We start from the raw sequence: 24,803 nt of genomic DNA, 5'->3' as shown, positions 1-24,803 counted from the left end.
AGTCGATAGCATGATGATGTGTCATTCATTCGACGGAAGACAGGAATCTAGCATGCGCTTAAGAAATCTCAACGTAGCTCCCCGAGCTGCCCTGTTTTTCGCACTGATCATCGCTCTGGTGTTCGTGCTGGGCGCATTCGCCGTGGTGCAAATGGGCAAGCTGAGGGACGCTGAAAAAGACGTCGAACTCAACTGGATGGCCAGTATCCGACAGACGGCCTTGATGAATGCTACGGTCCTTCGCCTGAGGCTTGAAACCCAGCGTGGTCTTGCTGATCCTCAATCCATTCAAAAGACCATCGAGAGCTTCCCTGGCTACCGCAAGGCGTTCAATGATGCGGTGACAAATTATGAGCCACTCATTGCAGACGAAAAGGAGCGGTCGGTTTATACACCGGTAAAAACCAGTGCCGATGCCTACTCCAAGCAATTGGAGCTTCTCGAACCTTTGATGAAACAGGGTGATATCCCGGCAGCGGTCAAGTTGGTCAGTACCGGCATTCGCCCGCTCACGAACGCGATGGAAGATCAGATCAAAGACCTCACCAACTACAACAACGAAGGCGCCGCTCAGGCCGGGCAAACCGCCACTGATCTTTATGAGAATGGGTTCTGGCTTGTTGTAGGACTCATCACGGCTGTCGTTATCCTGACGATTAGTTTTGCACTCCTGCTGACGAGAAGTATTACTTCACCCATCAACGATGCCTTGTCCGTCGCAGAGCGCATCGCAGCCAGTGACCTCTCCAAGGAAGTGCTGGTCAGCGGGACTGATGAAGCCGGGCGACTATTGAAAGCACTGGCGCAGATGCAGGCAAACCTTCGCACCACGATCATGCAGATATCCGATTCATCCAACCAACTGGCGTCCGCCTCGGAAGAGATGACAGCGGTTACCGAAGAATCCAGTCGTGGTCTTGTTGCCCAGAATGACGAGGTCAATCAGGCCGCAACGGCAGTCACCGAAATGAGCGCGGCGGTGGACGAGGTCGCTCGTAACGCCGAATCCGCTTCCGAAGAGTCGAAACGCACCCAGGGTTATACCGAAGAAGGCTCGGCTCGAGTGGCTCAGACATTGAAGTCGATTCAAAAGCTGAACGGTAACGTTGAAAACACCAGTGAACAGATTCAAGGCCTGTCGAATCGTGCCCAGAGCATTTCCAAGGTGGTCGAGGTGATTCGAGCGATTGCCGAGCAGACCAACCTGTTGGCATTGAACGCTGCCATCGAAGCCGCCCGTGCAGGCGAGCAGGGGCGTGGGTTTGCGGTGGTAGCGGATGAAGTAAGAGCGCTGGCCCATCGCACCCAGGTGTCGACACAGGAAATCGAACAGATGATCGCGGCGATTCAGACCGATTCCGATCTGGCAGTGAAAGCGATGAACACAAGCAAGGATCTGGCGACCGAATCGCTGGGCGTCGCTCAGGAAGCCAGTACTTCGCTGGACCAGATCGCCAAGGCCATTGTTCAGATCAACGAGCGCAACCTCATGATCGCAACAGCCTCCGAAGAGCAGTCCCATGTCGCCCGCGAAGTTGACCGCAACCTGGTCAGCATCCGCGAACTCGCCACCCAGAGCGCCGCAGGCGCCAGCCAGACGGCCAGCGCTTGTGGTGAAATGTCGAAACTGGCGGTTAATCTTAATCAGTTGGTGAACCGGTTCGTGGTGTGATCATTATTTCGCGGGGTTGGTTGTATGGACGCCCGGTCTGATTGAGTCTTAGAGATTTTCTGGAACAGGAGTGGGAATTTGCCATGAGGGTTTTTTGCCCTCCTGGCTGTCGAATGTGCGACGCGCCTTGCGGAAGTCGGCGACTTTTTCGACTACTCAGGTTCGGATAGGGGACATACGGAGCCGCGGCCGCATGCGTCACCCAGAAACAATCATGGGGTAGTATCGATGGTAGTGGCGTTGCTCAAAGCTTGGTAGACAAAGCGTCATTTGCCTGGCAAGTGCCCCAGACGGTATCGAGGAGCCACGGATGGATACGATATTGAGTGCCGAAGAGCTGGTCAGAATAGCAATGACCAATTCCGCAAATTCGGAAATCATGTCCCGTTTGCCTTCACTTGGCTTGAGTCAGTGCATGCTCACTGCGGGCTGTCTGTTCCAGGCTGTCTGGAATCATCAGGCGCAGTTGCCGCCAGACTGGGGGGTAAAGGACTACGACGTTTTCTACTTCGATACCGAACTGTCCTGGGAGGCGGAAAACGAGGTCATCACCTCAGCTAAACATCTCTTTCATGATCTGGGCGTCAATGTCGACATCAAGAATCAGGCACGCGTCCATCTTTGGTATCACCAGCGGTTTGGCAGGGATTGTCCTCAACTCCAGTCGACCCGGGACGGTATTGATCGCTACCTCATTGCAGGCACCTGTATCGGGCTGGATGTCGAAACGGGCGACGTTTACGCACCTTTTGGTCTGGACGATGTGGGGCAGGGGCTTCTCAGGATCAATCCCGGCAATGCCCATCCCGACCTGTTCGATCAGAAGGCGAAGAGTTACCAAACCCGCTGGCCTTTTCTTCGGATTATGGAAGCCGATTTGTCATGAGAGGTGTTGTATTTCAGTAGGCAAACACTCAGTCCCAATCGGATAGCACACGGTTGCGTAACCGTTCGGCCACGTCACCTATTCGTTCTCAAACAAACTGGCGTTCAGGTCGTTGCACCTCGCTATCTTAGCGACAGAAGCGATGTTATCCATGAGTGTTCAAGTGAACACCACCGTCTTTAATGCTTGGTTCGAGAGCATGACTTCTCCGGACACTAACGTTAATACCCGCACTGCAATCGTGTTGCGAGCGTATGCAAGAACACGCCTGCCACGTACTGATTCTCTTACGCTTGCATAAGCTCTCTCTCGTTGAATACCTCGTACTTTCTAATATCACCGTGCATCCGCCCCTGCCATTTTCTGATGAACTGAGCAGTATCGACGGAACCAAGGTGTGCGCTGAGTGCGCGTTGGTCAGTCCAACGTTCCAATAAGATCAAACGTCCGGCCCGCTGATCATCTATCCCCGCGTCATAAGAGATATTTCCCTCACGCTGCCGCGTGGCGAGGGAAAGAACATGAAAATCAGCCAGAAATTGGGACAGATCAGTTGGAGCGACGTAGAGGTTACCCGTAATTATTAGCATGTGGTTCCTTCAGCGACGGCCCCAACCCTGCAGAGAGTATTTGGTCGGGGCATCGGTTACTCAGATGACAAGCACGACCTTACCCTGAATGCTGCCCAGTGACGCTCGCAGGTGGGCAGCCGAGGCTTCGGCCAATGGGAATGTGCTGTCAATCACGACACGAATGCTACCGTCGTCGAGCAAGCGCCCGGCCTCTGCTAATTGGGCACCATTGGAGTGCACCTGTGTCGAGGAAACAGTGACCCCTGAATTAGCTGCTTGATCATGTCCCGAGAAGCCTAGAGGGTTGACCAGGAAGAGCGAGCCTCCCTGTTTGATAACGCTCAGAAAGCGTTCCATATTCCGGCCGCCGACAGCGTCAATGACGACATCAACATCACTTGCGACTGTTTCGGCCGCGACGTTGGTGTAGTCGATGAACTCATCGGCTCCCAGGTCGCGAACAAGTCTTTCATGCTTCCCTGAGGCGACTGCTATTACGCGCGCGCCTTTCCATTTGGCAATTTGCACTGCCAAGTGCCCAACCCCACCTCCAGCGCCATTAACCAAAACCGTTTTGCCTTCCAGTGAGACAGGTGTATGTCGGAACGATTGGAATGGGTTCGGCGAGTCATGACCAGGGTTAATCAAAAACTGCCAGGCAGTGAGCAGAGACATTGGCGCACCGGCTGCCTGTACATGATCTATACCATCGGGTTTCAAGGCCAGTTCGGATACGGCGACGCGGACGTATTCAGCATAGGCGCCACTGCCCTTCATCAGGTCTGCCGGGAAACGCACCATTGCGTAGACTTCATCACCCACGCTTAGCCCGGACACCTCGTTGCCAATCGCTGCAACAACGCCCGATATATCAGTGCCGAGGATCAGCGGGAAGGTTGGATCCGGCTGCCATTCAGGCGGCAGCGACCGAAAGCCATCTCGCAGGTAGAGATCTGGCGGGTTGAGACTTGCTGCGTTTATGCGAACCAAGACTTCACCGGGCCCCGCTGAGGGCCGAATAACATCTTCATAGCGCAAGACTTCGGGGCCGCCGAATTCGTGTAATTGCACCGCTTTCATCATGTCGATCATCATAATCTCGTTCAGAGAATCACTTGGATGACAGAGGTTATGATGATCCGGCGAGGTTGATAATAGGGCTCTGATTCGCTTTAATGTTGCCATGAAGGCACAAATTGGTCTCGAAAGCCTGACAGGCTTAATCGCGTTCGCCCGCGCTGGTTCTCTAGGTAGCTACACCGCCGCAGCTCGCTCGTTAGCGGTCTCTCCGTCCGCGATAAGCAAAAGCGTGCAGCGGTTGGAGCGTCATTTCGGCGTATCTCTCTTCACGCGTACGACACGTTCCTTGACGCTAACAGCGGAAGGCCGAGACCTGCATGAGCGTGCGCTACAGCTGCTGCGTCATGCAGAGGAGATCGAACAGGTCGCAAAGTCGGCACGTTCCGAACCATCAGGAACACTATGTATCGTGACATCACTCCCTATCGGTTTGCACATGATCGTCCCGGCTATTACACAGTTTCGCGAACGTCACCCTAAGGTGATAGTTGACTTGCGGCTGAGCGATCACTTCGTGGGCCTGGTTGAGGAGGGGGTTGATCTTGCGATCCGTATCGGTGACCTTGCGGATTCATCCCTCCTTTCCCGCCGACTCTCGCCATACAAGCTCTCCTGCTACGCCTCGCCAGATTATTTAGCGAGGTGCGGAACCCCTGGGCATCCGGATGAACTGGTGGCGCACGAAACGGTAAGTTTGCGTTATCAAAGCACGGGGCAAGTGTTTCGCTGGCCGATTCGAATCGGGGATAAGGAGATTGAGATATTGCCCTCATCGTCATTGATCGTTGATGCCAGTGAAGCAGTTATAGTGGCAATTGCAGCCGGCGCAGGCATTGGAATGGCAGCCAGCTTTATGGCTGCTCCTTGGGTGAAACGCAAAGAGTTAATCCCGATTCTGTCCGACTTTGCGATAGACCGGCACAACATCACGGCCTTATGGCCAGCGAGTCGCCGCACTAATCCGGCTGTGCGTGCTTTCCTGGATGTGCTGATCGAAACGCAATGAGCTACCGCACGTCGTTAGTCTTCGAGTGCGACGCTGGCACTTGCGGGGTTGGACAAATGACTTGGCCGGCCGTACACCACGGCTTTGCATCAAAGACGATCAATACTTCCCCCTGATATTCAAGGCCCAACCATTGGGTAGTGCTTGATGCGGCATGAATGGCTTTGACCGTCGCCTTTGCACACACCATCCAGATACCGGTAGTCGACGCGCACAGACTGCCCTTTTTTGGGCCACTGCCGACGCGGCAGCTCGTTCTGGTAGTCCCTGGTTTCTGGCGTAAACGTGAGGATGGTTCCTTCCATCGGGCACTCTACAGCGGGCGATGTCGTACGTGCCTTTAATACCTGTGCCTGTAATGTCGGATAAGGCTTTTTCAATTCATCGGTGATGCGAAGTTCCATACTGCAAATTTGCCACGTTGATGCCTGTGCAGATTCGCACAGCAAGAAGAGGGGCAAGAAAAACAACACGCTGCGTGTCGCATGACGATTCATCATTTACGCTGCCTTGAGCATCGATGTTCGGGGCATTATCAGGCTCGTGTCCATCGAATCATGGAATGGTTTTGACGGTGTGATTGAGTGCCAGTCGCTTGTTGGTACAAGACATACGCAGGCTGGCGGATCAATGAAGGACCCTGCGGCTTTCCCCGATCCTGATTCTATCGAGCGCTCGGTTCAAGGCATCCAGGGCGTCGAGCAGGGCTTTTGCCTCAGCCTCCCGGCCATCGCCCCACAGGCGTTCAGCCATCGTGTTCAGCGCCTGGATGGAGTGCTCGATATCAGCAGCAGTCGCTGCTTTGGTTTGAGATTTCTTTGGCATTGATTGACCTTACTCCGGCGCGTTGCTTCATCCGTCTCGGCGCGATTACATCACACACCAGAACATGAAGTTGAGGACAGACCAAAAGGTTGAGTTCGAGGGCATCAGTACGCTTCATAAGCGCGGCCTGCTCCTGGGCGCGAGGTCAGCCTTTACTGCGAGGCTATGGACAGGCAACACCCTCTCGAGTCTGCCGCTTGATCCATAGAGTATGACCTCTGATTGCTTCTGTTTCCCTGGACCATGACTCGGTGGCCCGGTAGCAACTGCCTTTGTAGTGAACAACGAACGTCCGTGGATAACCTTCAGGCTCATCTCCATCCAGACGCATGTCTGGATCTGGCGAGGTCACTGAGCTGTACGGCATGCAGGCTGCCAGCATGATCGATGAAAGTGCCAATGCTGCTTTTTTCATTTAGGTCCCAATCGATTCGTCGCTCAGCCTCTTCCCGCACATTCATCACCTTCAACTTCTACACACCGGAAGACAACCCTGGAACGGGATTTAGCACACTTACGGCCAGCGCTTGTTGATCATTGGTCATGGGCATTGGCGCTCAGGCTATCCCACAGCCCCATTATTTGAGTGACTGCAGCATCCAGCGTGTCATGCGAAACACCGTCGCGCGCCAGTGTCGACAAGCCCAGCATGAAACTGTCGAACACGGCAGCAAGTGTCTCCGGCATCACTGTTCTCGGCAATTCCCCCGCTTGGATAGCGCGTTCGACACAGGCAACCAAGGCTGCACGGTTCATGTCTCTCGCCCGTGCGAGGGGGGCGGAGATGGTCTTGCTCTCTTCCGAGCAAGCGCTCATCAAGCCGAGCGACACCAGACACCCCTTTGGATGATCGGGCTCGCATTGCATTTTTGCGGAGCGGCGAAGGGTGAATTCGATTGCTTCTCTGGGTGGCAAAGTCTGATCAAACAGGCTGTCGGTAACCCGACCGTGGGTGGTGAGGTATCGCTCCATCACCTCGGTGAACAAGGCCTGTTTCGAGCCGAACGCGGCGTAAAAGCTGGGCGCGGTGATGCCGCCACCGATGCTCGCCTTGAGCTGGCTTAGGGAGGTAGCGTCGTAGCCGTGTTCCCAGAATAAATGCATTGCCTGAGTGATTGCCGCGTCTCGGTCGAACGTACGCGGGCGGCCCATTTGTGCCATGTCGGATCTCCACCAAAGGGACTTAGATACTAATTGATACATAAGTCGTTGACCACCTGGATGCTTCTCCCTATATTTATACCGATCAGTATATTACTCGGAGGATGACATGGCGACAGATGAGCAGCAGGGCGGAAAACTTCCGTTGGGAGCATTACTGGCCTTGGCGATGACAGGTTTCATCTGCATCGTGACCGAGACTTTGCCTGCCGGATTACTGCCTGAGATCGGCAGTGGGTTGGGCGTCTCGCCGTCGTTTGCGGGGCAGATGGTGACGGTTTACGCACTCGGATCGTTGCTGGCGGCGATACCGCTGACCATCGCCACGCAAAGCTGGCGTCGCAGAACGGTGTTGCTGCTGCCGATTCTCGGCTTTCTGATATTCAATTCCGTCACGGCGCTGTCCTCGAACTACTGGCTGACGCTGGTCGCAAGGTTTTTCGCGGGCGCCTCTGCGGGCCTGGCCTGGAGCCTTATTGCGGGCTATGCACGACGCATGGTGGTGCCTCAATTGCAGGGCCGGGCCATGGCGATAGCGATGGTGGGAACACCCATCGCGTTGTCGCTCGGGGTGCCGTTGGGAACCTGGCTGGGTGGCTTCATGGGCTGGCGCATGGCGTTCGGGTTGATGTCAGGCATGACGCTGGTCTTGATCGCTTGGGTGCTGATCAAGGTGCCGGACTATCCGGGTCAGTCTTCCTCTGAGCGAATGGCATTGCGTCAGGTCTTTTTCACACCGGGCGTGCGCTCTGTGCTGGGCGTCGTTTTCACCTGGATGCTGGCGCACAACATTCTTTACACCTACGTCGCTCCTTTTGTTTCCGAGGCCGGATTGGCAAAAGACGTCGATGTGGTGCTGTTAGTATTTGGTATTGCTGCGCTGCTGGGCATCTGGGTGACGGGGCGTCTGGTTGATCGTCACCTGCGAACGACCGTATTGGCCAGTCTCGCGACCTTCGCTGCAGTGTCGATTTTCTTCGGTTTGTTTCCGGGCTCTGCCTTGGCTATTTACGTAGGGGTTTTCATCTGGGGCCTGACGTTTGGCGGCGCGGCGACGCTGCTGCAAACAGCTCTGGCCGACTCGGCAGCGGAGGGCGCTGACGTTGCGCTGTCGATGAATGTGGTCGTCTGGAACAGCGCTATTGCAGGCGGGGGAATAGTGGGTGGCGTGTTGCTCGACCAATGGGGCGCAGGATCATTTCCCTGGGTCCTGTTGGTGTTGCTGCTGGGTGGTCTGGTCATAACCTCGCGAGCGCGAGTGCATGGCTTCACCCAAGGTGTCAGGCAGTCCGGTCAAGTGGTGGCTGGCCACTGATGTGCAGGCAGCATTGCGCTGCCTGCCATAGCTTCCCTATTACCGAACGTTCTTGTCCAGAAACTCCCGAATCACAGGAATGATTTCCTTGCCGTGGGTTTCAAGGGCGAAGTGTCCGGTGTCATAGAAGCGAATGTCTGCCTTGGGAATATCACGCTTCCAGGCCTCCGCTCCGGCGGGAAGGAAGAACGGATCGTTCTTTCCCCAGACCGCCAGCAAAGGCGGCTGATACTTGCGGAAGTAATCCTGAAAGGTCGGGTACATCGCAACGTTCGAGGCGTAATCCAGTACCAGGTCGAGCTGAATATCGGCATTACCCGGCTTCGATATCTGGAGTCCTTCCAGCGTGTAGCCGTCCGGCGATACTAAACTCTTGTCAGCGACCCCTTCGAGGTATTGCCACTTGATCGATGCTGGTGTCGGGAAGTCATGCAAGGCTTCCCGGTTCTTTTGCGTTGGTTCGTGCCAGTACTTCTGGATCGGCGCCCAACTATCGCCCAGTCCTTCCTCATAGGCGTTGCCGTTTTGGGAAATGATGGCGGTCACTCGCTCAGGGTGAGCAACAGCCAGACGCCAGCCGACCGGGGCGCCATAGTCATGCACCATCAATGCGTATTTATCGAGCTTCAGCTGTTCAGTGAACTGGCCGATGGTCTTCGCCAGTTGGCTGAAAGTGTAGCTGTACTCGTTTTTCGCTGGCGCTTCGGTGAAGCCAAACGCTGGCAGATCCGGCGCAATCACGTGGTAATGATCGGCCAGTTCTGGAATCAGGTCGCGGAACATGAACGATGAACCCGCGAAGCCGTGGAGCAACAGAACCGTGGGCGCGCTGGGGTTGCCTGCTTCACGGTAGAACACCTTCACATTACCAACCTGTTCGTAGCGGTAATGAACCGAGTGGCTCGATTCGGCGGAATGGGCACCGCCAGCAAGCAGGGACGCGGCGAGTCCGGCTGCTGCGATCGATTTGGGAGAGGTCATGACGGCTTCCTGTGTAACCATTAAAGTTGAGTTTTTAGGTTACGACTAGGCATGTAACCTGTCAAATACAATTTATTGGTTACTGATCGTCATGGATTCCATCAGGGCTAGCTCAAGAGGGCGGAGATGCCCCCGAGCGTGCTCTACGCAAAGAGTCCTGGCTTTTCGAAAGCCACAGCAAGGCCTTACACTGAAAAAGTCCACTGAATAGGCAAGGAAGAACTGATGCTGGAGCAGACGTTTGAACATCTGCTGGAGACAGCCATGGCAGACCTGATGGCCAAGCAGGAGCAGCTCAGTCATGATTATGGGCTGGGTAACATGGCTCGCTGGTGGCTGGATCAGGAGGCTGCTACGGTCCAGTTTTTCGATGAAAACGACCGGCTGGCGGTTGAAGGGCAGATCATCAACATAGGCTCTTTTTCACCCAGGCACGGCAGTTGGCTGTGGGCCTGGAGTAATCCAACGGTGCTCACCGCACTTCGTGAAAAAGCCCTGCCGCTGAAGCAACTGCAAGCCATCTCTGGCGCTGAGTGTTTTGGTGCAGAACAGGCCATCCAGTTGGAAGATGAGTCCATGGCCTGGGAGCTGGCTGCCGTCGCGGTTCACCATTTGAACGCACTGGGTTGCTATCGAGCGCCAACGTCATCTGACGGCCCCGTTATCTTTCTGGCCATCACTCACTTGAGGCATATCAGCCACTGACCGATTGCGGCAAGGCATGCAGTGCCGCTTCGCTACGGCCCCTGTCCATCAGTCCTTACTGTCGACCTTGTAGCGGTCAAAATTCTGGATATGCTCGTCAAGATTGTCCTCAAGCATCATTCGATACTGCTCACAGAAGTACTTGACGATTTCCTCCCGCGCTTCGGCCATTTCAGTTCCGGATTTAAAGCTGCGTGAAGTCACCCATGCATTGAATCGCGTAGCGCCGAAGGTCATCGAAGCGCTTACCTTGCCGAGGTCTTCGGGCTTGTCGATCTGCTGGTTTGCCAGACTGATATGAGCATCAGCCCGGTCATAAAATACTTGGTCGGTTTTCTGCGTCATGGATAGTTGCCTGTCTGCGATGTTCGATCATTCAGTGGTGTGATGCAGCGTTTGATGCGTGCCCGAAACGGGGTACACAGTGCCATAAGTTGGTTTGTCAGGCGCGGTAGCCGACACTGCTGTATCGCCCGCCGCCGACACTTATAGGTCATGTAATTTCATCTGAATGCCTATGAGGGTCGTGCCGTGCTGCGTCGGCGGATCCATGCAGCCGAGTGATAGCCGCCGCCTGCGGTGAATACAATAGCGAACAACCCTGTTAACAGGGTCGCGCCCCATAACGCGCCGCGATCTTCAATGATTGCAGTACCGGACGGATTTTCGGGGCGGTAGCGTACGGTCACTGAATCTCCCGCCTCATAGCCGAATATAAGCCCGCTTTCGGGATAGCTGATCACCCTTCCAGTGGCGTCGGTGAACTCGATTTGCGGGTGGCTGCCGCCCGAGTTCAGAGCGCTGACATGACCTTCGGCGCGTTGCGCTTGGGCCAGAAAGCCAAGCCGGTCCTGGCCCAGCCATAGGGCGATGAAAAGCAGGCAAAGACCCAGCGGTATGAAAATCAGCGCCCTGAGCAGAGTGCTTTGGTTGGAAGGGGGTGTGGAGGTCATGGCAGGTCCCTTGCTTCATCCTTAACGGTGGGTATTACAATGAGGTCTCCGAAACCTGTCAACGAGATCCAGGGCGGAGGCCCCATCAATGAAGCCGCTCGAGATTCAACAGATCACGCAACTCCCGTCGCAAATCCACATGTTGGAGATGCAGGCAGCCGAGGAGGGCTTCAGATTTCTGACACGCTTGATTGTCGAGTGGGGCAGTGGCGCCAATCGTTTTGACGCGCCAGGCGAATGCCTCATGGCCGCCTCGCTGGACGGTTGCCTTATCGGCATTGGAGGCGTTTCAGTTGATCCTTACATGCAGAACGGCGTGGGCAGGCTCCGAAGGCTCTATGTTTCACCCGTAGCAAGGAGGCAAAACGTCGGACGAGTGTTGGTTGAAAGGCTTGTTGAGCATGCCGCTGGATACTTTCGTATCGTGCGGCTTTACACCGACACAACTGACGGGGATGCCTTTTATTTGCAATGTGGTTTCAGGAGAACGAATGAGGAGGGTGCCACCCATATCATGGAGCTTGGTCGTTAAGTTCTTCGATACAGTTCGTTGCGATCGGATGGGGCAAGCTTTCGGAGAACCTCTGGCTCGACCCCCACTCTTGAGTGGTTGAATCGAGCATTCATTTCAACAAGCCAGCCCTACGTCAAACCTTCGATTTCGCTTGACCCACATGTGAAATACCGTTGCATTATTGAGTCTGCCTCCCCGCCTCGAGGTTTACCAGAGTATCCATGATCCCAATCAACCCGCTGGCCATGATGGTCGGTTTCCTGATTTTTATCTTCTCTCAAGTCTTGCTCGGGTTACTGATTGCCTGCCTGCTGGCCTTCTTATTTCCGCGTTGCAGGCGCTACATGCTGGCGCGGCGTTGGCGTTTTGGTTTGATGATTTTGTTCCTGACGCTTGCCAGCGTGCCCTACGTCTGGAGCGAGGTTACTGAGTGGCGTGACTGGCGTGCACATAATCCGCGGCTTGAACATGAAGAGGTGTTGGGCGACCTCGTGCTGCCAGCGGGTACGCAGGTCCGGCTGGAGTATCTGGAGCCGTTCAACGACTTGAGTGGCAATCCGGTGCCTTATGGTCTGCGGAGCCTCAAGCAGGCGAACTTCGACCGTACGCCAGGCAACGTCATGGGGCTACGTGTACGTAGTCTTGAACTGTGGCAAGGCCAAGGTTCGGCGACGGTCGAGACAATGGCGGCCAACGATCTGCAAGGCTGGAAGTGCGCGCCGGGCGACGTCGAATTCCGCTTCCCGTTCGGGGCCCCTTTCAACTTTTCCGAGTGGCGCCTGTACGGTTGCACGCTGGCGCCAGGCAGCACGCTGGGCGGCATTGTCTGGACGGGACCCGTGAAGGTGTTTTCCACGGAGAACGATGGCTGGGAGGCAAGAGCCGAGGATACCTCTACCTCCATGCTGGGGATGGAACTGCGCTGGCTGAGCATGCGGCTGAACAGGCCTTATGGTGATGTGCTCGGATGGGACGGCGTATTGAATCGCGAGGCTGACTTCGGCCCTGTTCACTATCCCGTCGGCACTGAGGTTCGTCGCTATCGCCAGGCTTTACTCTTCAGTCCGCCACTGGAAACGTCAGCCCTGGATCGTCGTACGGGAACGTCCATCGAGGCCGACCATTCAGTCTTGCAGCGCGTTTCAGGTGAAGTGCTGGGTATACGCCCGAACACACAGGAGGGTTTACAGTCCTTCGAGAATATCGCGATTCCGTGAGGCACAACGTCGCTTTTCATGGCCTTTGCAGTGATTTCAAGCGCGGTGTATCAGGGGGCAGCATGGTAATTGGATACCGGTTCGAGCGTACCGGGCAGGGTGATCTACACATCCACACACGCAACAGACTGATGGATGGAATAGCGTCCGGGGCTGGATCAAGTCCAGTCCCTGAAAGGCGGGCGGCAAGAAGAGAGCAACCGCGCATGCAAACCTATTTCTTCAGCGCCCTGGCCTCTGCAGCGAGGCACTCCAGGGCAAACTGCTCTGTGTACGTCATCTGAATCGGAGTGGTTTCACCCTTGACGGTTCTTTCGCCTTCCAGGATGTACTTGATGCGCTTGTCAGTGACCCCGATACGTTTGGCGATCCACGACGGTGTCTGGCCGATGCGTGAAATCAGCTTGTCGGCGTATTCGGTGGAGGGGTTGTAGTGTTCTGCGTTGGGTGTCATGTGAAGTCCAGACAGGAAGGTTGGGCGATGTGCGTTGGAGTTGTGTGCAACACGGTGCGCTATTTGTTGGATTGTGTCTGCAACGCTGAACCAACTTCGTTATTCAAAAGCGTCCTGAGCGTTGGCGCTTTAGCCGCAATCGCTCTGGAATAGGATGGTTCACCCTAAACCCCGCCCGCCATCACCCCCAACGCCACCGACGTCGCGGCCGTCCGCGTCTCGACCCCCAGCTTGATGTAAATATGCTCCAGATGCTTGTTCACCGTCCGTGGACTCAGTTGCAGGATGTCGGCGATGTCCTTGTTGGTCTTGCCGCACGATACCCAGCGCAGGACTTCGATTTCGCGGTCGGTCAGTTGGAAGCGGCTTGAAAGTTTTCCGTAGGCGGGTTTGTCGTCGAAGCTGGCGGGTTGCGAGGCGTTGCGGGCCGATTGCAGGATGCGTGCGGTGCGCAGGTGAGAAGCGACGCGTGCCAGGACTTCAGTGCACTGTATGGGTTTGGTCACGTAGTCGATGGCGCCTGCTTCGAAGCCTTGCACCACATGTTCGCTGTCGGTGAGGGCGGTCATGAACAGCACCGGGATGTTGGCCGTGTCAGGTTGGGCCTTGATCTGGCGGCAGGTCTCGAACCCGTTCATGCCGGGCATCATGGCGTCGAGCAGGATCAGATCGGGTCGGCGGCGCTGGATGCGGGTCAGCGCGCTGTGGCCGTCCAGCGCGACCAGCACCATGTAGCCCGCTTCGTCCAGCGCATCGGAGAGCAGTGCCAGGTTGTCGGGCACGTCGTCGACGATGAGGATTATGCCGTTTTCAGCGGCTCGGGTCATTGCGTCCATGGAGCGCCTCTTTCAATTGGTGGCTGAGTTCATCCAGGCGAAAGCCTGAAGCCAGGGTGCGCAACTCGGCGACGAAGCCGCTACTGCCTGCGCCATCACGCTCGATTGCATCGAGTTTTTGCTGAATGCCCCGGACGTAGCCCAGGCCACACAATTCATAAAGTTCTTCGAGGTCCATCCGCGATGGCAGTACGCGGGGAGAGGGCGCAGGTGTCGGAGCGTTGTGCGCGCGACGCAGCCAGGTCAGTTGCAGATGATGTTGCAAGCGGTCCAGCAGTCGTTGCAGGTGCACAGGTTTGGGCAGGTAGTCGTTGCACACCTGCAGGTTGCGCTCCTTGTCGTCGGCGAACCCGCTGGCGTTGGCCGACAGCACAATGATCGGCGCCTGGGACAGGGCGTTGCGACGGATCAGACGGCTGGCGGCCCAGCCGTCCATGTCGGGCATGGAGAGGTCCATCAGGATCAGGTCAGGGTGCAGCAGCGAAACCTGTCTGATCGCCTCCTGCCCGTTGGCCGCCTGCGCGACGTCAAAACCGAGAGGCGCGAGCATGCCGCTGATGACCTTTCGGTGTTCGATGTGATCGTCCACCACCAGAATCAGCCGCCGTGGCCCTTCGTAGCCAATGAGGTCATGGTCCACGGCGACGACTGCCTTGGGCACGCGGACTTCAGAGAGGAACAGCCGCACCTGAAAACGTGTGCCCTCATCCGGCTGGCTGGTGACCGACAGCGCGCCGCCCATCAAAGCGGTGAGCATGCGAGTAATCGTGAGGCCCAGGCCGACGCCGTTGTCCTGACGCACCAGTCCGCCGCGCTCGAACGGCTGAAAGATCCGTTCCAGCTGTTCCGGGGCGATGCCGATGCCGGTGTCGATGACGTCGAAAATCGCGGTCTCCAGACGATAGCTGACCCGCAGGCAGACCTCGCCGCTGTCGGTGAAGTTGATCGCGTTGCCCAGCAGGTTGATCAGGATCTGGCGCACGCGCTTTTCATCGCCGCGCACCACATCCGGCATGCGTCCGACCAGCTCCATGCGCAGGGTCAGGCCTTTGTCCCGTGCCGGGCCGGTGAACATCTTCTGCAGGTCATCAAGGAATTCCCGAAAGAGGATTTCCGAAGGCTCCAGACGCAGTTTGCCAGCCTCGATCTTGGCCACGTCGAGCAGGCCGTCGATCAACGACAGCAGGTGCGAACTGCTGCGCATGATGGTCGCCAGTGAGTCCTGATGCTTGCTTGGCGTGGCGGCATCGCGTTGCAGAATCTGGGTGAAGCCGAGAATGCTGTTCAGCGGCGTGCGCAGCTCGTGGGACAGGCCGGTGACGTAGCGGCTCTTCGCCGCGTTGGCCGCTTCCGACGCCTCCTTGGCTTCCTGCAAGGCCTGATCGGTCTTGTGGTGGGCTTCGATTTCCTGCATCAGCAAAGCGGTCTGGCGTTCGGACTCTTCCAGCGCCACGCGACGGCTCTCCCGCGTCAGCACCACCCACCAGGCCAGCACACCGGCGAAGACGCAGCAGGTCAGAAAGGCCTTGAGGAACGCCAGCATCAGCGTGTGGTGAGCCTGTGGCGATTGGTCGGTGAGGCCGTGTGAAACCTGGCTGTAGATCAACGCCAGCGCGCCCGACAGGCCGAGCACCAGCACGCTCAGCAAACCCAGGTACTGCATGAGGCGGGTGTGCAGGTAGCGGCGGGGCAGGCGAGGCAGCAGGCGGCCGATCAGGTCTTCGAACTGCATGGACAGTCGCGAGCGGGTCTTGCACTGATCTCCGCAGCGGGCATCCAGCGAGCAGCACAACGAGCAGATCGGCGAGCCGTAGGCCGGGCACCAGGCCATGTCCGGGGATTCGAAAGCGTTGTTGCAGACGCCACATTGCAGGCTCGCCTGCCGACCTGTCGGGAAGAGCAGCAGCGGGTCGCTGTCACGCGCCAGGTAGTAGCGGCCCTTGGTCAGCCAGGCGATCAGCGGCGCGGCGATCATCGCGGTGGTCAGTGAAATCAGTGGCGGCGCGGCTCTCGCCAGTTCACCCAGCGCGCCGAAGTGAGCGCAGATGGACAGCAGCGACGCGATAAACATCGCACCGACGCCCACCGGATTGATGTCGTACAGGTGCGCACGCTTGAACTCGATGTGCCTGGGTGACAGGCCCAGTGGTTTGTTGATCACCAGATCGGCCACCAGCGCACCGATCCAGGCGATGGCGACGTTGGCGTACAGGCCCAGCACTTCTTCAATGGCGTCGAACACGCCCAGTTCCATGAGGATGAGCGCGATGGCGACGTTGAACACCAGCCAGATCACACGTCCGGGGTGGCTGTGGGTGACGCGGGCGAAGAAGTTCGACCAGGCCAGCGACCCGGCGTAGGCGTTGGTCATGTTGATCTTGATCTGGGAAATGATCACGAACAGCACCATGGCCGCGAGCGCCCATTCCGGTGACAGGAACACGTAGTTGAAGGCCACCAGATACATCTGTGTCGGCTCGGCTGCGCGTTCGATGGGCACCTGATGTTGCAGGGCGAGAAAGGCCAGAAACGCGCCGGCCATGATCTTCAGGCCTCCGGGGATCACCCAGCCGGGGCCGGCCATCAGCAGCGCGGCCCACCAGCGCTTGCGGTTGCGACGGGTTTTCTCCGGCAGGAAACGCAGGTAGTCGACCTGCTCCCCGATCTGCGTCACCAGCGAAAGGGCGACGCTGAAGGCTGCGCCAAACAGCAGCAGGTTGAAGGTGCCGCCTTCGCCTTCGCGACCGGCGAACGAGGTGAGGTCCGCGAGCGCGTCCGGGTTTTTCCAGATCACGAACACGTAGGGCACGATCAGCAGGGTCAGCCACAAGGGTTGCGACCACATCTGCAGGCGGCTGATCAGGGTGATGCCGTAGGCCACCAGCGGAATGACGATGATCGAGCAGATCACGTACGCCAGCGCCAGCGGAATGTGGAAATACAACTCCAGCGCCAAAGCCATGATCGCCGCTTCCAGGGCGAAGAACAGGAACGTGAAGCTGGCGTAGATCAGTGACGTGATGGTCGAGCCGATGTAGCCGAACCCTGCGCCGCGGGTCAGCAGGTCCATGTCCACGCCATAGCGCGCGGCGTAATAGCTGATGGGCAGACCGGTCAGGAAAATCACCACCGCCATGGCAATGATCGCCCACAAGGTGTTGGTAAAGCCGTAGCTCATCACCAGCGCGCCGCCGATGGCCTCCAGTGCCAGAAACGACACGGCCCCGACCGCGGTGTTGGCGATACGGAATTCCGACCATTTGCGAAACGATTTGGGCGTAAAACGCAGGGCGTAGTCTTCCATGGTCTCGTCGGCGACCAGCCGGTTGTAATCGCGGCGCACTTTGATGATGCGTTGAGAGCCAGAGGGGCGCACTGAGTGGATTCCTGAGGGTTAATGACTCACGCAAATCCCTGTACGTTGCCGACGTGGGTGGGAGGCAGCAACTTCTGTGCCTGTATGGCAGCAGCATTCGTGGGAGGCCCTACCACGTCTTCGACGCAGCGCGGTCTCGCAGCAGACACTGGACCACAGAAAAATAGCGTTTCTTCAGTGGGTTACAGGATGTTTGCCAGTAGGCGGCGTTTCGGCGATCTGTCAGGCATCGGCAGCAGAACCTGCACATGCGCTGTGTCAGCGGTAATCAGGGGCCGCTGCGCAGCCCATCGCTGCCGTCTTACGCATGTCTACTTTCAGCAAGATGACGCTCCGCACAGGCGCAATCATGCCCTTGATCCTGCCGCCACGCCCTACGTCAAATGACGTATGCCGATACGTCATGCTGCGTATACCCCGTTTTCGGCGTCACGCTCATTCTTGCTCCTACTCGCGACGGCTCTGACCGGCCTCGCCGCGACTCACCAGCACAGGAGCGGGAACATGGATTCACGACAGACAGGCCCCATACGCTTTTTTCCCCGACGCCTGGCGTTGGGTGCGGCAGCGCTCTCGCTGATTGCCGCCAGTGTGTTCAGCCAGGCGACCCTGGCCGATGAAGCCAATACCACCGGACTTGCCGTGACGGCCACCGAAGTGACCGTCGGCCAGTTGCACTCGGCCACTGGCACCATGGCGATCTCCGAGACCGGCTCGATCCAGGCCGAGCGGCTGGCCATCGACCAGATCAACGCGTCGGGCGGCATCCTAGGGCGACAGATCAGGATCGTTCAGGAAGACGGTGCGTCGGACTGGCCGACCTTCGCCGAAAAAGCCAAGAAGCTTCTGGTCGGCGACAAGGTGGCGGCCGTGTTCGGCTGCTGGACCTCGGCCTCACGTAAGGCCGTGCTGCCGGTGTTCGAGAAGGAAAACGGTCTGTTGTACTACCCGACCTTCTACGAAGGGCTGGAACAGTCGAAAAACGTGATTTACACCGGCCAGGAAGCCACCCAGCAGATTCTCGCCAGCCTCGACTGGATTGCCAAGGAGAAGGGCGCCAAGACCTTCTACCTGATCGGCTCGGATTACATCTGGCCGCGCACCTCCATGAAGATCGCCCGCAAGCACATCGAGAATGTCCTGCACGGCACGGTGGTCGGCGAAGACTATTACCCGCTGGGCAACACCCAGTTCGGTTCGCTGATCAACAAGGTCAAGTTGAAGAAGCCCGACGTGGTGTTCGCCGCTGTCGTGGGCGGCTCCAACGTGGCGTTCTACAAACAGCTCAAGGCCGCAGGCGTGACCTCGGCCAAACAAAACCTGCTGACCCTGTCGGTGACCGAGGATGAACTGCTGGGCATCGGCGGTGAAAACATGCAGGGCTTCTATGCCTCGATGAAGTACTTCCAGAGCCTCGACAACCCGAACAACAAAGCCTTCGTGGAAGCGTTCAAGGCCAAGTACGGCAAGGACTCGGTGATGGGTGACGTGACCCAGGCTGCCTATCTCGGACCCTGGTTGTGGAAGGCCGCCGTCGAGAAAGCCGGCAGTTTCGACGTCGACAAGGTGGTTGCAGCTTCGCCAGGCATCGAGCTGAAAACCGCACCGGAAGGTTACGTCAAGGTTCACGAGAACCATCACCTGTGGAGCAAGACCCGCATCGGCGAAGTCCAGGCTGACGGCCAGTTCAAGGTGATCTACGAGTCGGACCTGATCGAGCCCAATCCTTTCCCCAAGGGTTACCAGTAACAGCGGCTGCCTGAGCGCTGTGTACCGGAGCGGGGCTGTCTGCAGCGTCAAGCCGACAGCCTCGTGACCACCGTCATTCACCCTTGGAGACCACCATCATGGAATGGCTATCGGAATTTGGTGCCATCGCGGCCATGCAGGGGTTCAACGGTCTGTCCGTGTTCTGCGTACTGCTGTTGATGGCCTTGGGGCTGGCGATCATTTTTGGCCAGATGGGCGTGATCAACATGGCCCACGGTGAGTTTCTCACCATCGGCGCCTATACCACGTACGTGCTGTCGACGCTGGTGCAGACCTATCTGCCGTGGATGCAGCCGTACTACTTTTTCTTCGCCATTGCGCTGTCGTTCGTGGTGGCCGGATCGATTGGCTGGGTGGTGGAGCGGGTGATGATCAGCCGTCTCTACCATCGGCCGCTCGACACCCTGCTGGCGACCTGGGGTCTGTCGCTGGTCATGCAACAGGCTTTTCGCTCGATCTTCGGCGCGCGTGAAGTCAGCGCCACGCCGCCGGAATGGCTGATGGGCGCCGTGAACCTGACCGATGCCATCGAGATTCCGCGCAACGGCCTGTTCGTCATGGGCCTCAGCATCCTGATGACCGGTGGCATTTTCCTGATGCTCTACCGCACCCGCTGGGGCCTGCACGTTCGCGCCACTGTGCAAAACCGCATCATGAGCCGCGCCGTCGGTATCAATACCCGTCAGGTCGATCGCATGACTTTCGCGCTGGGCTGTGGGGTGGCCGGTGTTGCGGGGGCGGCGTTCACCACCATCGGTTCCACAGGGCCCACGGCCGGTTCGCTGTACATCGTCGACACCTTTCTGGTGGTGGTGTTCGGCGGCGCGCAGAGCCTGTTCGGCACCATCGCTTCGGCGTTCGCGATTGCCCAGGCGCAGTCGATTTCCGAGTTCTTCATGAGTGGCTCGATGGCCAAAGTGCTGACGTTGTCGGCCGTGATCCTGATCCTGCTGATGCGCCCGCAAGGCTTGTTTTCCAGCAAAGTCCGCAAATAGAGGCCGAACGATGAACGCGCTCAACAAAATGCTCGGTGGCCGTCAGGGTGTGATCGGCCTGCTGATCCTCGCTGCCCTGATTCTGGTGGTGTTTCCGCTGACCCTGGATGCCTTTCGCCTGAACATGGTCGGCAAGTACCTGACCTACGCCTTCGTCGCGGTCGGACTGGTCCTGTGCTGGGGCTACGGCGGCATTCTCAGCCTGGGGCAGGGGGTGTTTTTCGGGCTGGGCGGCTACTGCATGGCCATGTTTCTGAAGCTGGAAGCGTCGGACCCCGAGAGCACCAAAATCCAGTCCACTCCCGGCATTCCGGATTTCATGGACTGGAACCAGATCACCGAACTGCCGTGGCTGTGGGTGCCGTTTCACAGCTTCACCTTCACCGTGATCGCGGTGGTGCTGGTGCCGGTCATCCTCGCGCTGATCATCGGCGCCGCGTTGTTTCGGCGGCGGGTGGGCGATGTGTACTTCTCCATCGTGACCCAGGCCATCGCGCTGATCCTGACCGTGCTGATCATCGGTCAGCAGGGCCTGACCGGCGGGGTAAACGGCATTACCGACCTCAAGACGCTGTTGGGTTGGGACATCCGTGGTGACGGCGCGAAGCTGGCGCTGTACTTCATCAATGCCGCGCTGCTACTCGGCTGCATTCTGATAGGCAAATTCATCCTCTATTCCAAACTCGGTCGACTGCTGATGGCCATGCGCGACAAGGAAGAGCGGGTGCGCTTCTCGGGCTACGACGTGGCGGCGTTCAAGGTCTTCGTCTACTGCGTGGCGGCCGGGTTCTCCGCAATCGGCGGGGCGATGTTCGCGTTGCAGGTGGGCTTCATGTCGCCTTCGTTCGTCGGCATCGTGCCGTCCATCGAGATGGTCATCTTTGCCGCCGTCGGCGGGCGCATGTCGCTGCTGGGTGCGGTGTACGGCTCGCTGCTGGTGAATTACGGCAAGACCTACTTCTCCGAATCCTTCCCTGAGCTGTGGCTGTACCTCATGGGCGGCCTGTTCATCGCGGTGGTCATGTACTTCCCCAACGGCCTGGCGGGTCTTTGGGAAAGCCACGGTCGCAAATGGCTGGGCAGATTCGGGTCCAGAGCTGCGCCAGTCAGGAAGGCGTCCACACCCCCGGCCACCGAAAAACAACCCGCCCGCCCGTTGGAGACCCAGCCATGAGCAGCCCGACAGGCTTCCAGATGAACAAGCCGGTGCTGGCCATCGAAGGTCTTACCGTGTCATTCGACGGCTTCAAGGCGGTCGATGATCTCAACCTGTACATCGACCGCAACGAGGTGCGCGTGGTGATCGGCCCCAACGGTGCGGGCAAGACAACCGTACTCGACCTGATCTGCGGTAAGACCCGCGCTACCGGCGGCAGCATTCAGTTCAAGGACCGCGAACTGACCCGGATGAACGAGTACGACATCGTCCGTGCAGGCGTGGGGCGCAAGTTCCAGACCCCGTCGATCTACGACAACCTCAGCGTGTTCGAGAATCTGGAAATGTCCTTTCCCGCTGGCCGCAGTGTGTTCGGCGCGCTGTTCTTCAGGCGCTCCAGCGAAGTGCTGGAGCGGGTCCGGCAGGTGGCCGCCGACATTTTTCTCGGAGACCTGCTGCAACAGCAGGCCGGGCTTCTGTCCCACGGCCAGAAGCAGTGGCTGGAAATCGGCATGTTGCTGATGCAGGACCCGGAACTGCTGATGCTCGACGAGCCCGTCGCCGGCATGAGCGTCAGTGAACGTGCGCAGACCGCCGATCTGTTGAATCGCATCAGCCAGGGCCGCTCGGTGCTGGTGATCGAGCACGACATGGAATTCGTCAAGAGCATCGCCCACAAGGTCACGGTGCTGCACCAGGGCAAGGTGCTGGCCGAAGGCAGCATGGAGTCGGTGCAGAAGAACCCGAAAGTCATCGAAGTCTACCTGGGCCATTGAGGAGCACCGCATGTTCACGATTCAACAACTGAGCTGTGGCTATGGCCAGAGCCAGATTCTTCATGACCTGAACCTCAACGTCGAGAAACAGGAAATCGTCGCGGTCATGGGCCGCAACGGCATGGGCAAGACCACGCTGTTCAAGAGCCTGATGGGCATCCTGCCGCAATGGGGCGGGCAGGTGCAGGTGGATGGCGTGGACGTGTCGGCGATGGAAACCCATTCGCGGGTCGGACACGGCATGGCCTATGTGCCGCAGGGTCGCATGATCTTTCCGTCGATGAGCGTGCTGGAAAACATCCAGACCGGACTGCCCGCGTCAGCCAACGGCAAGGTGCCGGAGGACCTGTACGCACTGTTCCCGGTGCTGTTCGACATGCGCGCCCGCCGTGGCGGCAACCTGTCCGGCGGGCAGCAACAGCAATTGGCAATCGCCCGTGCGCTGGCGACCAACCCCAAGGTGCTGCTGCTCGACGAGCCGACTGAAGGCATTCAGCCGTCGATCATCAAGGACATCGCCCGCACCCTCAAGGAAATCCGCAGCCTGCGCAACCTGACCATCGTGGTCTCCGAGCAGGTGCTGTCGTTCACCCTGGAAATCGCCGACCGGTTCCTGGTGATCGAGAAGGGCCGCTTCGTGGTCGAGGAGGCCCGCGCCAATGTCGACGAAGCGACGATCAGTCGCTACCTGTCGGTGTAGCCCTTGAACCTTGTGCCCTCTTTTTAACTGCAGTGACTTTACCTAACGATCGAATTGAACCGAGACCGCAGGAGAACCGCCATGACCGAAACCCTGATCAAAGTCGACCTGAACCAGCCTGTCACCGAGAACGAGCAGATTCACAACCGCTGGCACCCGGACATTCCGATGGCCTGCTGGGTCAAGCCGGGTGACGACTTCATTCTCGAAACCTACGACTGGACCGCTGGTGCGATCAAGAACGATGACGATGCCAGCGACGTGCGCGACGTGGACCTGACCACCGTGCACTACCTGTCCGGCCCCGTAGGCGTGCATGGCGCCGAACCCGGCGACCTGCTGGTGGTGGACCTGCTGGATATTGGTGCCCGCGCGGATTCGCAATGGGGCTTCAACGGCTTCTTTTCCAAACAGAACGGTGGCGGCTTTCTGACCGAGCACTTCCCGTTGGCGCAGAAATCCATCTGGGATTTCAAGGGCATGATGACCAGCTCGCGGCACATCCCTGGCGTCGAGTTCGCCGGGCTGATCCACCCCGGTCTGATTGGCTGCCTGCCTGACCACAAGATGCTCGCCGAATGGAATCGCCGCGAGCAGGAACTGATCGACACCGACCCTGATCGCATTCCGGTGCTGGCCTGCCCGCCGTTTGCCGCGACTGCTCATCTGGGCAAGCTGAAGGGGCCGGCCCGTGACATGGCTGCCGCGACCGGAGCACGCACCGTGCCGCCTCGCGAGCATGGTGGCAACTGCGACATCAAGGACCTGTCCCGGGGTTCGAAAGTGTTCTTCCCGGTCTATGTCGACGGCGCGGGTCTGTCGGTGGGTGACTTGCACTTCAGCCAGGGCGACGGCGAAATCACCTTCTGCGGCGCCATCGAAATGGCCGGCTGGGTGCACATGCGGGTCGAATTGATCAAGGGCGGCATGGCCAAGTACGGGATCAAGAACCCGGTCTTCAAGCCCAGCCCCATCGTGCCGAATTACAACAACTACCTGATTTTCGAAGGTATCTCGGTCGACGAGGCGGGGCAGCAGCATTACCTGGACGTGAACGTCGCCTACCGGCAGGCGTGCCTGAACGCGATCAATTACATGACCAAGTTCGGCTATTCACCTGCGCAAGGTTATTCGCTGTTGGGTTCGGCGCCGGTTCAGGGCCATATCAGTGGCGTGGTGGACGTGCCAAACGCCTGCGCGACGCTGTGGCTGCCGACCGAGATCTTCAAGTTCGATATCAACCCGAATGCCAATGGCCCGACCAAGTTCATCGATGGCACTGTCGATTTGCCGATTGCTCAGGACAAGTAGGTTCCACGGTGCGCACCGCTCGTGAAAGACGAGCGGTGTTCTTCCGCACTGTGTCGATCTCAACTCAGAGGAATGCAGCATGCCCATGTACGAATACGACTGCCCCCACTGCGGCGACTTCACGTCACTGCGACCCATGGCCGAAAGCGCGCTGCCCTGTGAATGCCCGGCGTGCGGCGCGTCCAGCATGCGCGTGATCCTTTCGGCCCCCGGCTTGAGCACCATGGCAGGCAACACCCGCAACGCCATCGCCCGCAACGAGCGCAGCGCCCATGAACCGAAAACGCTCGATCAATACAAGGAAAGCCGTGGCCACCCGAGCGGTTGCAGTTGCTGCGGCCCTACGACCCGACCGGTCCCGACCAAGGCGAATCCACATGCGCTGAAAGGCAAACCAGCGGGGCGGCCTTGGATGATCAGTCATTGAGTGCCAGTTTCGAGTCGCGGGTATCGCCTGGTGCATGAATTTTTGATTGGAAAACTATTGTGGGAGATGCCCCTGTGTCTCTGACACAGCGCTGTCTTGCAGCAAACACTGGGTC

General features: G+C 58.2%; 25 protein-coding genes. 14 read left to right on the top strand and 11 right to left on the bottom strand.

Features of this window, described 5'->3' with window-relative positions; translation table 11 throughout:
• Positions 1-10 precede the first annotated feature (10 nt).
• Positions 11-1,672, top strand: a complete 1,662-nt coding sequence (locus CFBP1590_RS17930) for a methyl-accepting chemotaxis protein (protein WP_374729002.1) — start codon at positions 11-13, stop codon at positions 1,670-1,672.
• Positions 1,673-1,982: 310 nt separating this feature from the next.
• Positions 1,983-2,558 (top strand): nucleotidyltransferase family protein, encoded by a 576-nt coding sequence (locus CFBP1590_RS17920; RefSeq protein ID WP_231991741.1) that lies wholly within the window; start codon positions 1,983-1,985, stop codon positions 2,556-2,558.
• 287 nt (positions 2,559-2,845) lie between these two features.
• Here CFBP1590_RS17920 and CFBP1590_RS17915 read toward each other — a convergent pair whose 3' ends face one another.
• The gene (locus CFBP1590_RS17915; RefSeq protein ID WP_029241614.1) at positions 2,846-3,148 is read right to left on the bottom strand and encodes a putative quinol monooxygenase; all 303 of its coding nucleotides are present in this window, start codon (positions 3,146-3,148) and stop codon (positions 2,846-2,848) included.
• 60 nt (positions 3,149-3,208) lie between these two features.
• The gene (locus CFBP1590_RS17910; protein ID WP_029241613.1) at positions 3,209-4,222 is read right to left on the bottom strand and encodes an NADP-dependent oxidoreductase; all 1,014 of its coding nucleotides are present in this window, start codon (positions 4,220-4,222) and stop codon (positions 3,209-3,211) included.
• 91 nt (positions 4,223-4,313) lie between these two features.
• Between CFBP1590_RS17910 and CFBP1590_RS17905 the strand changes: the two genes are divergently transcribed.
• Positions 4,314-5,216, top strand: a complete 903-nt coding sequence (locus CFBP1590_RS17905) for a LysR family transcriptional regulator (protein ID WP_088235642.1) — start codon at positions 4,314-4,316, stop codon at positions 5,214-5,216.
• Positions 5,217-5,335: 119 nt separating this feature from the next.
• Here the strand turns inward: CFBP1590_RS17905 and CFBP1590_RS17900 are convergent, their stop codons facing one another.
• The 3 genes from CFBP1590_RS17900 to CFBP1590_RS17885 form a co-directional block, all read right to left on the bottom strand.
• Positions 5,336-5,713: a hypothetical protein gene (locus CFBP1590_RS17900; protein ID WP_163001131.1), complete on the bottom strand. Its 378-nt coding sequence runs from the start codon at positions 5,711-5,713 to the stop codon at positions 5,336-5,338.
• 130 nt (positions 5,714-5,843) lie between these two features.
• Positions 5,844-6,041, bottom strand: coding sequence for a hypothetical protein (locus CFBP1590_RS17895; protein WP_029241610.1), 198 nt, complete (start codon positions 6,039-6,041; stop codon positions 5,844-5,846).
• Between the two features lie 534 nt (positions 6,042-6,575).
• Complete coding sequence (locus CFBP1590_RS17885; protein WP_029241609.1) at positions 6,576-7,202, bottom strand: TetR/AcrR family transcriptional regulator; 627 nt, start codon at positions 7,200-7,202, stop codon at positions 6,576-6,578.
• 109 nt (positions 7,203-7,311) lie between these two features.
• Here CFBP1590_RS17885 and CFBP1590_RS17880 point away from each other — a divergent pair, with 109 nt between their 5' ends.
• Positions 7,312-8,517 carry an MFS transporter gene (locus tag CFBP1590_RS17880; RefSeq protein ID WP_058431797.1) on the top strand — a complete coding sequence of 402 codons (1,206 nt, stop codon included), beginning with the start codon at positions 7,312-7,314 and terminating at the stop codon, positions 8,515-8,517.
• Positions 8,518-8,556: 39 nt separating this feature from the next.
• Here CFBP1590_RS17880 and CFBP1590_RS17875 read toward each other — a convergent pair whose 3' ends face one another.
• Positions 8,557-9,498: an alpha/beta fold hydrolase gene (locus CFBP1590_RS17875; RefSeq protein WP_029241607.1), complete on the bottom strand. Its 942-nt coding sequence runs from the start codon at positions 9,496-9,498 to the stop codon at positions 8,557-8,559.
• Positions 9,499-9,723: 225 nt separating this feature from the next.
• Here CFBP1590_RS17875 and CFBP1590_RS17870 point away from each other — a divergent pair, with 225 nt between their 5' ends.
• Entirely contained in the window at positions 9,724-10,203 is a 480-nt protein-coding gene (locus CFBP1590_RS17870; protein WP_058431796.1) for a DUF6882 domain-containing protein, read from the top strand.
• Positions 10,204-10,251: 48 nt separating this feature from the next.
• Here the strand turns inward: CFBP1590_RS17870 and CFBP1590_RS17865 are convergent, their stop codons facing one another.
• Both CFBP1590_RS17865 and CFBP1590_RS17860 read right to left on the bottom strand, forming a co-directional pair.
• Positions 10,252-10,548: a DUF3144 domain-containing protein gene (locus CFBP1590_RS17865; RefSeq protein ID WP_088235640.1), complete on the bottom strand. Its 297-nt coding sequence runs from the start codon at positions 10,546-10,548 to the stop codon at positions 10,252-10,254.
• 170 nt (positions 10,549-10,718) lie between these two features.
• Positions 10,719-11,156: a DUF3592 domain-containing protein gene (locus CFBP1590_RS17860; protein ID WP_058431795.1), complete on the bottom strand. Its 438-nt coding sequence runs from the start codon at positions 11,154-11,156 to the stop codon at positions 10,719-10,721.
• An 88-nt stretch (positions 11,157-11,244) separates the two neighbouring features.
• Here CFBP1590_RS17860 and CFBP1590_RS17855 point away from each other — a divergent pair, with 88 nt between their 5' ends.
• Both CFBP1590_RS17855 and CFBP1590_RS17850 read left to right on the top strand, forming a co-directional pair.
• A complete protein-coding gene (locus CFBP1590_RS17855; RefSeq protein ID WP_088235639.1) occupies positions 11,245-11,688 on the top strand; it encodes a GNAT family N-acetyltransferase in 444 nt (147 codons plus the stop codon).
• 203 nt (positions 11,689-11,891) lie between these two features.
• Entirely contained in the window at positions 11,892-12,887 is a 996-nt protein-coding gene (locus CFBP1590_RS17850) for a hypothetical protein (protein WP_088235638.1), read from the top strand.
• 214 nt (positions 12,888-13,101) lie between these two features.
• Here the strand turns inward: CFBP1590_RS17850 and CFBP1590_RS17845 are convergent, their stop codons facing one another.
• From CFBP1590_RS17845 to CFBP1590_RS17835, 3 genes are all read right to left on the bottom strand, one after another.
• Positions 13,102-13,341, bottom strand: coding sequence for a hypothetical protein (locus CFBP1590_RS17845; RefSeq protein WP_025993374.1), 240 nt, complete (start codon positions 13,339-13,341; stop codon positions 13,102-13,104).
• 164 nt (positions 13,342-13,505) lie between these two features.
• On the bottom strand, positions 13,506-14,177 hold the full coding sequence (locus tag CFBP1590_RS17840) for a response regulator (RefSeq protein WP_004886706.1): 672 nt from the start codon (positions 14,175-14,177) through the stop codon (positions 13,506-13,508).
• Complete coding sequence (locus CFBP1590_RS17835) at positions 14,152-17,553, bottom strand: ATP-binding protein (RefSeq protein WP_088235637.1); 3,402 nt, start codon at positions 17,551-17,553, stop codon at positions 14,152-14,154. Before CFBP1590_RS17835 ends, CFBP1590_RS17840 begins: the two co-directional genes overlap by 26 nt.
• A gap of 504 nt (positions 17,554-18,057) precedes the next feature.
• Here CFBP1590_RS17835 and urtA point away from each other — a divergent pair.
• The 7 genes from urtA to CFBP1590_RS17800 all read left to right on the top strand — a co-directional run bounded on the left by urtA (position 18,058) and on the right by CFBP1590_RS17800 (position 24,688).
• Positions 18,058-19,302, top strand: a complete 1,245-nt coding sequence (gene urtA / locus CFBP1590_RS17830) for an urea ABC transporter substrate-binding protein (protein WP_088235636.1) — start codon at positions 18,058-18,060, stop codon at positions 19,300-19,302.
• A 98-nt stretch (positions 19,303-19,400) separates the two neighbouring features.
• Complete coding sequence (gene urtB / locus CFBP1590_RS17825) at positions 19,401-20,318, top strand: urea ABC transporter permease subunit UrtB (RefSeq protein WP_004886699.1); 918 nt, start codon at positions 19,401-19,403, stop codon at positions 20,316-20,318.
• Between the two features lie 10 nt (positions 20,319-20,328).
• The gene (gene urtC / locus CFBP1590_RS17820; RefSeq protein WP_088235635.1) at positions 20,329-21,492 is read left to right on the top strand and encodes an urea ABC transporter permease subunit UrtC; all 1,164 of its coding nucleotides are present in this window, start codon (positions 20,329-20,331) and stop codon (positions 21,490-21,492) included.
• Entirely contained in the window at positions 21,489-22,250 is a 762-nt protein-coding gene (gene urtD / locus CFBP1590_RS17815; protein WP_004886694.1) for an urea ABC transporter ATP-binding protein UrtD, read from the top strand. Before urtC ends, urtD begins: the two co-directional genes overlap by 4 nt.
• Before the next feature lie 10 nt (positions 22,251-22,260).
• Positions 22,261-22,950, top strand: a complete 690-nt coding sequence (gene urtE, locus CFBP1590_RS17810) for an urea ABC transporter ATP-binding subunit UrtE (protein WP_004886692.1) — start codon at positions 22,261-22,263, stop codon at positions 22,948-22,950.
• Between the two features lie 81 nt (positions 22,951-23,031).
• On the top strand, positions 23,032-24,261 hold the full coding sequence (fmdA, locus tag CFBP1590_RS17805) for a formamidase (protein ID WP_029244027.1): 1,230 nt from the start codon (positions 23,032-23,034) through the stop codon (positions 24,259-24,261).
• Between the two features lie 79 nt (positions 24,262-24,340).
• A complete protein-coding gene (locus CFBP1590_RS17800) occupies positions 24,341-24,688 on the top strand; it encodes an FmdB family zinc ribbon protein (protein ID WP_088235634.1) in 348 nt (115 codons plus the stop codon).
• The last annotated feature ends 115 nt before the right edge of the window (positions 24,689-24,803 follow it).

The sequence above is a fragment of the Pseudomonas viridiflava genome (assembly GCF_900184295.1).
GTDB classification, from domain to species: Bacteria; Pseudomonadota; Gammaproteobacteria; order Pseudomonadales; family Pseudomonadaceae; genus Aquipseudomonas; species Aquipseudomonas viridiflava.
This window is presented reverse-complemented; position numbering and strand designations above follow the sequence as displayed.